This is a genomic window from Candidatus Macondimonas diazotrophica (genome assembly GCF_004684205.1).
Classification (GTDB): Bacteria; Pseudomonadota; Gammaproteobacteria; order UBA5335; family UBA5335; genus Macondimonas; species Macondimonas diazotrophica.
In genome coordinates this window covers 1-10,286 of the sequence record NZ_SRIO01000028.1, presented here as the reverse complement: position 1 = coordinate 10,286, position 10,286 = coordinate 1, and the positions used below count along the sequence as shown (strand labels likewise).

At 59.1% G+C, this 10,286-nt stretch carries 12 protein-coding genes; all 12 read right to left on the bottom strand.

Features of this window, described 5'->3' with window-relative positions:
• A partial coding sequence (locus tag E4680_RS12985; RefSeq protein ID WP_135282848.1) for a hypothetical protein occupies positions 1 to 408 on the bottom strand: 408 nt, incomplete at its 3' end.
• Positions 409 to 990: 582 nt separating this feature from the next.
• Entirely contained in the window at positions 991 to 1,743 is a 753-nt protein-coding gene (locus E4680_RS12980; RefSeq protein ID WP_135282847.1) for a hypothetical protein, read from the bottom strand.
• Positions 1,744 to 2,255: 512 nt separating this feature from the next.
• A complete protein-coding gene (locus tag E4680_RS12975) occupies positions 2,256 to 3,020 on the bottom strand; it encodes a phage adaptor protein (RefSeq protein WP_479688849.1) in 765 nt (254 codons plus the stop codon).
• Between the two features lie 5 nt (positions 3,021 to 3,025).
• Entirely contained in the window at positions 3,026 to 3,310 is a 285-nt protein-coding gene (locus E4680_RS12970; protein WP_135282845.1) for a hypothetical protein, read from the bottom strand.
• Between the two features lie 3 nt (positions 3,311 to 3,313).
• Positions 3,314 to 3,550 carry a hypothetical protein gene (locus tag E4680_RS12965; RefSeq protein ID WP_135282844.1) on the bottom strand — a complete coding sequence of 79 codons (237 nt, stop codon included), beginning with the start codon at positions 3,548 to 3,550 and terminating at the stop codon, positions 3,314 to 3,316.
• A 20-nt stretch (positions 3,551 to 3,570) separates the two neighbouring features.
• Positions 3,571 to 3,900, bottom strand: coding sequence for a hypothetical protein (locus E4680_RS12960; protein ID WP_135282843.1), 330 nt, complete (start codon positions 3,898 to 3,900; stop codon positions 3,571 to 3,573).
• Positions 3,901 to 3,956: 56 nt separating this feature from the next.
• A complete protein-coding gene (locus tag E4680_RS12955; RefSeq protein ID WP_135282842.1) occupies positions 3,957 to 4,997 on the bottom strand; it encodes a N4-gp56 family major capsid protein in 1,041 nt (346 codons plus the stop codon).
• Positions 4,998 to 5,019: 22 nt separating this feature from the next.
• Positions 5,020 to 5,943, bottom strand: coding sequence for a hypothetical protein (locus E4680_RS12950; RefSeq protein ID WP_135282841.1), 924 nt, complete (start codon positions 5,941 to 5,943; stop codon positions 5,020 to 5,022).
• Positions 5,940 to 6,194, bottom strand: a complete 255-nt coding sequence (locus tag E4680_RS12945; RefSeq protein ID WP_135282840.1) for a hypothetical protein — start codon at positions 6,192 to 6,194, stop codon at positions 5,940 to 5,942. Before E4680_RS12945 ends, E4680_RS12950 begins: the two co-directional genes overlap by 4 nt.
• Positions 6,187 to 8,259: a hypothetical protein gene (locus E4680_RS12940; RefSeq protein WP_135282839.1), complete on the bottom strand. Its 2,073-nt coding sequence runs from the start codon at positions 8,257 to 8,259 to the stop codon at positions 6,187 to 6,189. The genes E4680_RS12945 and E4680_RS12940 overlap by 8 nt, the downstream gene beginning before the upstream one ends.
• A gap of 9 nt (positions 8,260 to 8,268) precedes the next feature.
• A complete protein-coding gene (locus E4680_RS12935; protein WP_135282838.1) occupies positions 8,269 to 9,684 on the bottom strand; it encodes a hypothetical protein in 1,416 nt (471 codons plus the stop codon).
• A 4-nt stretch (positions 9,685 to 9,688) separates the two neighbouring features.
• Positions 9,689 to 10,132 carry a hypothetical protein gene (locus tag E4680_RS12930; protein ID WP_135282837.1) on the bottom strand — a complete coding sequence of 148 codons (444 nt, stop codon included), beginning with the start codon at positions 10,130 to 10,132 and terminating at the stop codon, positions 9,689 to 9,691.
• Between the last annotated feature and the right edge of the window lie 154 nt (positions 10,133 to 10,286).

Genomic DNA, 10,286 nt, shown 5'->3' with positions numbered 1-10,286 from the left:
CGCACCATCCACTACATTCGTAATGTCTTTGTCTGAGACATCACTAGGATCAACCGTATCCTTCCCACGAGGGGTCAGCACTCCGAACGCAGTACCTATGCCGCCGCCGCCCAGCGCGCCCATGACTGTCTGGAACGCAGTCTCTTGCAGAGACTCAGGCGTCAAGGGATTTTGGAAGGAAGCCAGTTGTTCGATGGGGCTCTGGACAGCTTCTTCTGCTGCTTCCGTTAGTCCTGCCCGCAGTGCCGTCCGGCCTACCGGACCGGTGACCAAGTTGCGCAGTGCGCCAGTTGCTGCAACCTGTCGCGCACCTGCTTTCCCAACCTCTTTTGCAAGCCCTTCTCTGCCTTCGCGAAGCAGAATACTGGCCAGGCGCTCACCGCCGCCCAAGCGCTCAACTGCTGCCATAGCAGCACCGCCGGCAGCACCGGCCAATATCGCCCCAGGGTCACTCTCTGCCTCTGGCCGGTCGGCGATCTGCCGTTGGCGTATGCCGAAGAACGAAGGTGCGAACAGCGCCAACGCGGGCCCGAACCTTGAGATAGCTTGTCCAGCGCCGGCAACGACGGCCCTTGCACCCGGATGTGGTATGAACGCTGCCGCTCTGGTAAGTCCGCCACCAATCGCCCGTGCACCCACCATGGCACTAACGGAGCCCGCAGCACTACCTGTCGCAGACCCTAACGCAGAAACAGGTCGCTCAACGATGTCAGACAGGCTTTGTATCCCAGATACGTTTCGCGCCTGTACTTCTTGGCCAAATCGCTGCAAAGCATTGTCTGGGCCAACACCGGGCAAGTCTGCTGCAATCTGCCCTATCCCACCAACAGTGCCACCCAGTACAGACTGGAAGCTCCGCCCAAACTCACTGCCCGGGCCAGGTGCTTCAGGCGCGACAGTCTGCGCTCCAGATACTGGTGCAACAGCTATAGGGGCTTCGATAAGCCGCCGGAGTCGTTCGCCTTCAGTGACGGGTGCAACAGCCATACATCAAGGCGCCAAAAGCTGCGACAGAGGAGACGCTGAACTCATTCGTGCTAGAAGCACCAAATACTGCTCACGTTGTTCCGGCGTCATTGGTGTGCCGTCAGGATTAATCCCGACAAGAATTTGCCTCCGCAGTTGCTCCTCTGCGTCTTGTTGAAGCGCGCGAACCGGCGCATCTCTTGCAATCTGTTGGGCAGAGCTAATTTGCTCACGAATACCTGTAAGCTGGGCTTGCTGCCCTTCGCGCTGTACTCCAGCTTGTACATCTACATTCCGGGCTCCTACCAAGTTTCGCAACAGCCCGCTCTCGAATGCCAAATCTTGCCCGCGCGTAGTAACGCCACGCTCTGCTGCTCGTGCTTCTGCTGTAAGATCATCCCCTCTCCGCCGTTGCAGCACGTCACGAAGGTTCGTAATGTCCTGCGTGAGGTTTGTGCCGGCCCCCTGTGCTACACCGGCCACTTGGTTCAGCGCGTCCAGTACCCCACGGCGCCGAAACAGCTCGCCGTACGAGCCGGGCTCGCGGGTGGCCTGGCTGACCAGATCCTTCAGCAGAGTATCGAAGTCCTGGCTGCGATCAGAAATCAGTTGGCTGCGCTGCGGTCCGACGGTCTGTGGTGCCGGCGACACGGCGGCTGGTTGGCCAGTACCGCCGGTAAAGAAGCTGGACGGCACCACAGTCGCCTGACTGGCCAGGCTGCGCCCTTGCTCGGGTGTAATGCGTATCGCGCCTGTCTGCTCCAACTGCTCGCGCAAGCGCGGCGCCATCTGCTGGAGGGTAGACGCCCGCAGGGGCTCATCGAACGAGATAAACCCGCCCCCCTGCGGCACATTGTCTATGCCAAACGTAGACGCAGTAGCACGTTGCGGCTGAGTAACTGAAGGACGCGCAGTCTGTCCGGGGCGTAGCGGCGGACGGGCTGTCGGCTGTGCCGGCGTAGGCGGTGTGGCTGCCGTTACATCCACCAATGACGGGAGCCGGGGTGCTTGTGCGCCTGCCCGACGATCAGGAGGTGCCGGCGCGCCGCCAACAAGACCTTGCAGAAACTCGCCAATAGGGCGCGCTACTGCAACACTGGCTTCAATCGGCGGGCGAATAACTGCTTGTTCGATAAACGCCCGTTCGCCAGCCCCCAGCCCCCGTGCCCCACCACCTGCTTCACGAAAAGCTTGTGACGCCGACCGTGAAGCCCGAACAACCGGCGTGCTCTGCACCAGCCCAGCAAGTCGGCGCCGCAGTTCTTCCTCTGGCGTAGCCATTTCTCACCTCACCAAGAATCCCAAACGAACCCACTGCGGCCGAATCCCCACGAAGTAGGCGCGAACAACTTGCGCAGTGTATCCCGTCTGGCTTGTCTTACCAACTCGTCGAAGGGCTCGCGGAAATTTTTCGACCCTGAGATGTTGCCCACATCGCTGTCGATGTTGCGCAGAGCACGGTAGGCCGCCCAGTCCAACAAACTCAGGTGGTATTGCTCTGGTACTTCTGGCGAGGCTTCAAGATTGTCCAATGACAGTGGCGCCAGAGGCTTGCGGATCGTTCGCAAGTACACTGTGCCCGTGTACTCCGCCGTAGGCTCCGGATAAACCCGCAAGTGCATGATGCCAGACAGGCCGGACTTGATGTCCAACTGCTCATCACTAGCCCACGCCACCGGCTTGCCGGGCGGCAGGTCAGCCATCTCTGGGTCAAAGGTCAGCGCGCCGCTGGGCGGCGTGTACGCGGATAGTGCAGCGTGCCCGGTACGGATCAGATCGCGAGCATCCCCCTCGTATCGGGCGGAGATTACCGCAAGCAAGGAAGTGTGGAGCGTGTATCCAGATTTGCCAGCAGAGAGCTTGACTTGTGTGACGGCAGGCGTAGAAGCGTCTCGAAGGACAAGGCCAATAGTGGCCAGCCGCATCTGTGCTTCATCGATGTAACGTACTAACGCCTCGTCAGACCACAAAGAGTCAGCAGGGCCGGAGAGGATACTAGAGCTGTCTCTGAGTATCCCCTGCTTCAGCTCGTCCAGCAGCTCCTGTAGAGTCACGTCGGTCAGACACGGCTAAACGGGTACAGTTTCTTGCTGCGGTAGTCGATAACTTCCAAGGTCTGAGGGTCCACCACAGGTACAGACGTTACTGCGTTGTTCAGGATCTCCAACACCCCCGGAGGAACTGCAATCTCCTCGCCGGGGCGAAGCATGTAACCCACACCGTTGTCCCCCACGAACAGGCCGGTCGGAGGAATCTGGTCGTTCTCCTCAAGAACGATCCTGACTCGGCCTTCCTCGTCTGCCGCGATGGGCGCCTTCAGGTTGGACTTCAGCTCTGTCGCCATACATTACTCCTTCAAGGCTTTCATGAACGCCGTATCGTATTCATCTTCCTGGAGCAATTTCTCCAGATTGTCTTGCAGAAACTTGATGAGCTTGGGCATCTCCGTAAACACCATATCGACTTCTGGGTCTTCGTATTTGTCCTTCTTCTTGTTGGACTCAACGATTTCAGGGTCACTGAAGCACACCACGAAACCATTCGCAGCACGCTTCAGCTTTACGGTCCCTTCACCATACATCATGGCTGCCTCCGGGGATGCTGTCAGCCGACCGCTTCCCATGCAAACGACTTGCTGGCGACCATAGTGACCGCAGTCACGGTGAACGTCCCGTCGTCGTTGACAGTGATGCCGTTGGTGGTCTCCAACGTGCGTGTACCTGCTGCAACAGTGTGCAGTGAGCTGGCAGCAGCCATGCCCTCATACCACTCGTCACTGATCCTGTCCGTCAGGTTGTGAAACCGCACCATGCGGGGCTTGAAGCCCACATTGAATGTGGTCGCAGCAGCCGTGCCAGAGTCAGTAACCACATACCCGGTAGCATGGTTGGCCACACCTCCGGTTTGAGCCAGTGTGTTGGTCGTCAGAGCCATATCAAAACCCTCGCCTCAAAGTAGAGTGCGCCCCTCCTGGGAGGGGCACATGTTCATCACGCAGTGGCGCCGGCTTCCAGCACCGCCATGAAGGCTTGCTGCAAGATCACCGTGCCGGTCCAGAACTTGTAGCCCACCGTGCCGCGCTGGGCCAGAGGGTCACCTGAAGTCGGCTTCGGATTGACCACCATGGGAGTCATGGCTGACTTGCCCTTCAGCGGCACGATCCCGTAGGCGTCGCGGCCAAACACCAGGATCGGGTACACGTCCACATTGCCGGACGTAGACCGCAGCCCTGACGAACCGACAGCAGCGCCTGCGCCCAGGTAGGGTTCGCACACCGTGCTGGTCAGGAACCGGATTTGCTCCAGCGAACCGATCTCACCTTCCATAGGCGAGGTGTGCGGGCCGTAATCCGCCACCGGCTTGTAGCCGCTGATGGACCGCAGGTCGCTTTCGAGGTCGGGGTGACAGACGGCGAAGTACGCGGCTTCCACCGACTTGGTGTTGTAGTCGGGAGTAGACCCGAGCACCTGACTGATCTTCTTGGCGTTCTGCCGGTTCAGCCCGGTAGACACCCGACGGAAGTCGTTCAGGTCAGGGGCAGTGATGATATTCGCGCGGGCAGCCACGCTGTTCGCACGGAAGACGTTGGTAGCCGCTTTCAGCGTGTTGAACCGCAGCACTTCCAGGGTGACAGCAGCAGACTCACCCAGGATGTCAGTAGCCTGAGACAGCACATTGTCAGTGTGGGTGTCCTGCACGACATCAGTAATGGTGACATAATCCCCATACTGATTGAGCGTGACAGTGTAGTCGGCGTTCGCCAGCTTGCGGCCGGCAGGAGTCACGCCCTCAGTCAGCGGCGTGGTGGAGACCGGCACGAAGAAGTTGCCGCTACCATTGCCCGCTGAGCCGGTAGCGCCAGTCAGGAAGTACCGCCGCCACTTGGCGGTGTTGGTGCTGTTGGTGGGCAGCACATAAGTCTGCCCGAAGCGCTCAAAGTGCAGGTAAGGCACCGCACGCTTGAGCATCTGAACATTTGCCCATGCTGCAACAGCAGGGGAGATGTCTCCGTAACCAGTAACATTCGCCATCAGTCAGCCCTCGTAGTTCCGATTAAGTCATAGCTGCGAACTTTTCGAACGCTCCATCGAAGTCGTTCTTGTCCGGTTCTGCCGCTACCACCGATGATCTCTTGGAACTGACTGGGGCCAACGCCTGGGCCGCTTTTTTGGCGGACGGAGGCAGCTCAGTTGCCTTCTGCTTCGGTGATTCTACCTCAGTAGATGCCGCTGTGTCACGCTTGTATCGCTCGACCAAATCAGCAACATCCTCTGGAGTCCCGTTCTGTATAACATGTTGATATGCTGCGCGCAAGTAGGTGGGCTGAGATTCTGCCCACGCCATGAGGTCCGTCTGCAAGGTGTCGTATTCCGGCACCACCTGCCGGTACTGGGCCTTCTGCCGCTCCTGGCTCAGCGCCTGCAAGTCCTGCGTCATGGGGCGCAGTACAGCCGCCACCTCGTTGAACACGTACTGCACCAGCTTCTCGTACTCAACACGTCGTTTCAGTGATTCTGCCTTGGAGACATCCCCCCACTCGTTCTCGTACTCCTCCAGGAACGCCTGCTCCTCCGGCGTGTAGACAGGCTGCTCCTGTGCCGGGGGCTCTTTCGGCTCCGGCTCTGCTGGCGCCTGCTCCTGCTTGCGACTCTCCAGCAGTGCGTCCAGCTTATTCAGCAGCTCGGCAGCAGTGTCAGGCTTGCCCTCCTCCCCAGCAGGCTTCGCCGGTTTCTCTGCTTTCTCCGGCTTGTCAGCAGAAGCTGGCTCCTCGCCTTCCTCGCCACCTTCTACCGGTTCTTCGCCTTCCTCTCCGGGGGCCTCTGCCTCCTCAGCCGCAGCCGCTACAGCAGCACCCTCGCCTTCCTCCTCGGCAGGCTCCTCTTCTTTGGGGGCCGTACTCAGCGCCGGCAGCTCAGACTCACTGAACTTCGCGAACGCATCGTCATACTCAGCGCCAGTCTCTACTTCGTTCGTCATGCTTGCTCTCCTGCGTATCTCGCTTGTCGCTCTGCAAAGGAAGGTTCTGTGATCTTCTTGCGCAGCATCCGAAGCAGCCGAACCCGCGCCGCGCAAGCATCATGCTCTTGTACTGTGCAGCCCACCAGTATCTCCACCGCATCAATCTCCAGCGCTTCCAGCCACTGGGCAACCAACGTCATCTCGGGCGTGGCACGGTTCGCCCGCACCTTCTGCGTCAACTCCTCAATACTCTGATGCAAATTACTCAACGCCGTTCTCCGGTATGCCTGCCAAGTCTGCCAGGATGGTATCAGTTACTTCCTGCCGCAACTTCTCAGTATTCGCTACGTTCTTCTGCCCTTGTGCGATGTCCTTGAACGCATTCGCCAACTCAGCCCGAATGGTTGCACGCATGTGCTCGGCTTGCAAATCCTGCTGCTCCTGTAGGATCTGCTGCTGCTGGGCTCTGTTGTTGGCTACCTCGGCCTCACTGAGCAGCATGTCCGCCATATCGCGAACCTCGAACCGCCGCTGCACCAGCTTGCGCGCGTCCACATGCTCGATCTCACCAGGCGTCAATGTGGCTGCCAACTGATCGACCTGCATCCCTCGAATCTCCTTGGCGATCAGGCTGGTCGCCCCGCGCGCGATGACATTGTAGTCACCATCTGCGTCAGGATGCTGCCCCAGCAGTCGTGCGAACCACACCAGCGACTGAATCACAGACTGCGTAAAGCGATCAAAGTTGCGCACAATGTCCTTGAAGGGCAGTGCTGCATCGCCTCGCAGCATGGATGCCCCAGCGGCGGTGCGCAGCGGCTCACTCGGCCCACGGGACATGTCACCCCCCGTCGCCGGCCCGACAAAAGACTCCGAATCCGCAAACTCCATGAACAGGCGAATGACTGTCATCAGCTCGGATATGTGACTGTCGATGGCTACGTTCTGGATCGCCCGCTGCTGCGCTTCGGCCCCAATGCCTTCGCGGTACCAGAACTTGTAGGCATGTACGCTCGTCAGATCCTGGTCAGGCCGCAGCAGGTCTACATTCAGCTCCAGGTTGGGGCCACACACCACGCTACAGTTATCCAGCAGCATCCGCGTCGCCGCGCAAATGGAGAGCTGGCTGTCCCGAATCACTGCCGGCAGGCCATTCCCCAGGGGGCTGGTGTCGTCTTCGTCGAACGTGAAGGTATGGCAGGTGCGCACATTCGCGTCCAGAATATGCCATGGGGATGGCATGGCGGCAATGACCCGTCCGCCCACCATCCACACCTCGCCCGGGATCTCTTCCTCCAGATCCACGGTCGTCAGATCTAAATCAGCCTGCGCCAGCAGAAGGTGCTTAACCTCGACCGGCCCGTACCATGTCAGCACTTCGTATCTGCCCGACTCCTTGGGCTGTGCATTGACGTTGGATTGTACCCCCAGGTTGCGCAGCTCAGTATCGATCTGGCGGGGCTTGTAATCACCCTTCACGCCATCGGCAGCCAGATACTCCCTGATGATCTCCGGGAAGAACCCTGCCCTGTCGGCAAGCTTGCGCACCTGCTGCTTGGTCATGATGCGCCGGATGAAGTACCCCTCATCGCCCGTAAGGTTCTTGGCGTTCAGGTCGGGGAAGTAATCCCACACCGATACAAACTCGAACTGGGGCTTATACTTGGTCTCCGTGACGCGCTGCGGCACCTGCCCGGCAAACTGCCAGCGAGTCTGGGTCTGCTCTCGCGCGAATGGTCCCAGCAGCACACCGGTACCGTAGAGGATCCCCGACGCCACCACCTGCCGATTGACGGCGATGTAGTCCTGCGTCTGGTCGCCTCCCATCTCTTGCAGGTAGTCATCCACAACGGAGGAGAGGCGTGATGCTTTCTTCTCGGCCAGCTCCATCACCGCCTGGCGCAGATCCTCCTCGGTCGGCGGCGTCTGCACGCCTGCCTGCTGCTGGCGCACCATAAACTCCTGTATCGCCTGCAAGGCGTCCTGCTGCGAGACATCCGGCTCCGACCCCGGGCTCAGCGCCCAGTTACGCTCATTGCCCGGAAACATCAGATTCATCAGTCGTGCAAGCACACTCAGGCACTTCACTCGCGTAATGCGCGGGTACGCCTTGGACCGGCCGTTGGCCAGCGTGCGCTCGATCTCCGGGTCGTACAGACCCAGGTACTGCCGCAGGTTACGCAACCACCTCCGCTCGGCCTGAAAGCGGTCATTGGAGAACGTGTCGAACAGCGCGCGGTACTTGTCCCGTATCGGTGACAGCATGTCCTGCGTAACCTGCGGCAAGGTTGCCACAGCGTCCGTCTGGTCGAGATTTTCTGCGGGTGTGGCCATGGGCATCTGTTACCGGAAGTGGTACTGGTTGGCAGGTATCTGCGGCGTAGGGAGCTTCATCCTGGCATACCGCTCTGACCGCTCGGTCTGGCGCACATAGTACCTTGCCAGATAGCCCAGTGCATCCCCCGGGTGGCTGTACGCATTTTTTTCGGGGTCAGGAGACTTCATGTCCCCCGTCTTCTTGTTCAGCTCAAATCGCCAGCCACCTTTGAGCGCCCGCACCAACACGGGACATTCCACCGCATCCACTAAAAATGCCGGCCCTACATCCGTGAGGCGTGTCGTGTAGTGCTCGATGGATGTCAGGCGCTGTGCCAGGCGGTTGTTGGTCTCCACTTTGACCTGATAGTGCCTGCGCAACTCATCCACGATGGTCTTCTCGTCGCGCTGGCCTCGGTTGGATGCCGCCGGATCCGGTGCGATGATGATCCTGGCCTCCGGAAACCTCCGTCTCAGGTACGGTCTCAGGCGTTCTTCGATCAGTCGCCGCGCTCCGTACCCTTCCTGCACCAGTTCTCCATACACCTTCAGCCGACCATGTAGGTCTTCCTGCCCGAAGATGAACGCACTACCTCCCAAGCCGGGGTCAAACCCCACCACCAAGGGCTGGGTCTTGTCATATTGCAGCGGTGTGCGGGCGATGTGCATGTCAGGATTGAACGTGCCGATCACGGCCTTCCCGGCAGCGCTGAATCCCCACTCTGACTCAATAAACTGCTTCACCCATGGCTCTGACTTCCCTTTCGCCTGGTTGGTGTAGTATTCCTTGCCACCCGGTAGGTGCTCGATGTTCTCTGCGTCTGGCGAAAACCCCGATGGCTGCTTAAAGTAGCGCGCATTCTCTGGCAACTCGTTAAATAGGTACTCAAACCACGGATTATCTTCTGTGGAAGGGTTGGATGACCCCCACATCCCCCAGTTTGTAGGGCCTCCGGCTTTTCTCGCTGGGTACCTACCACACCGACCGGATAGTGCGTCCATAATCCCCAGCGGAATGTGCACAAATTCATCCAGTATCGCGAAAGTCACCTCCATGGACAGTACCCGGTTGATGTCATCCGGCGTATCCAGCGCCCGAAACATCACTTCACACTCTACATCATTGAATTTCAGCAGAAAATCCTTGTCTGTCGCACGCCATTTGCCAGCCTGACCGTCCTTGAACCACTCGAACCACGACTTGATCGTCGTGTCCCGCAGTTGTGGAAAGGTGTTGCGCACAATCACCGCCCGTGTACGGCGAATGCCGTCCGCCTGCGGGGCCTGTAGTCCTGCCATGTAGGCCAGCTTGAAGAAAATGGCGGTGGTTTTGCCCGACCCGATGGGTCCAATCACCCAGTTGTAGAACAGCTCACCAGGCAGATACTCCTTGATGAACCCTTTCAGGATCGGCGGCGGCGTGTAGCTGATCGTTTCGGCCATCAGGTCACAGATTGATCTGGATGTTCATGGTCGGCGCATTATTCGACGTGCCGCTGGGGGGCTCGATCAAGCCTGCCACCCTGAAGGTGTGCTTGATGAGGTCTGCGCGTACTGACGGCGGGATGCCGCCAGATGAGTCATGTATCATCGTCCAGCTCGTCTTCAGCAACTCATCGCATTGTAGCTGCGCTTTCAGCTTGACGCTCGCCCCTTCTTTCTTGACATGATCTATCGCGGCTGCCAGATCGCGCTGAAATACAGGGTCTTTCCGCAATGCTGCCCACTGGTCCTTGTCGATGCCGTAGGCTTCACATATCTCGCGCAGGGGTGCAACCCGCAGAGCAATTTCCACGGGGAGCGTGGGAGGGTACCCACCGATATGGGCCGGATCGCGGTTTGATCCGGTCAGTGCCGGAACGTTCATTGGCGCAGGTGATGTCGGGTACATGTGGCTGTTTTACGGGATGTTGTGGCAGGTGTCAAGATGGGTGGGGGTGGTTATTTTTCAATATGTTGGGGATTAGATTTGGGGGAATTTTGAAAAAATGTGTGGGGTACCATTGAATACCCCCACCCCCGTAACCCTCAAACCCCCTCCGCCC

Excerpts from the sequence above, each read along its gene's own strand:
- E4680_RS12970 (WP_135282845.1), bottom strand. The coding sequence starts at position 3,310 with ATGGCGACAGAGCTGAAGTCCAACCTGAAGGCGCCCATCGCGGCAGAC.
- E4680_RS12965 (WP_135282844.1), bottom strand. The coding sequence starts at position 3,550 with ATGATGTATGGTGAAGGGACCGTAAAGCTGAAGCGTGCTGCGAATGGT.
- E4680_RS12960 (WP_135282843.1), bottom strand. The coding sequence starts at position 3,900 with ATGGCTCTGACGACCAACACACTGGCTCAAACCGGAGGTGTGGCCAAC.
- E4680_RS12955 (WP_135282842.1), bottom strand. The coding sequence starts at position 4,997 with ATGGCGAATGTTACTGGTTACGGAGACATCTCCCCTGCTGTTGCAGCA.
- E4680_RS12950 (WP_135282841.1), bottom strand. The coding sequence starts at position 5,943 with ATGACGAACGAAGTAGAGACTGGCGCTGAGTATGACGATGCGTTCGCG.
- E4680_RS12940 (WP_135282839.1), bottom strand. The coding sequence starts at position 8,259 with ATGGCCACACCCGCAGAAAATCTCGACCAGACGGACGCTGTGGCAACC.
- E4680_RS12935 (WP_135282838.1), bottom strand. The coding sequence starts at position 9,684 with ATGGCCGAAACGATCAGCTACACGCCGCCGCCGATCCTGAAAGGGTTC.
- E4680_RS12930 (WP_135282837.1), bottom strand. The coding sequence starts at position 10,132 with ATGTACCCGACATCACCTGCGCCAATGAACGTTCCGGCACTGACCGGA.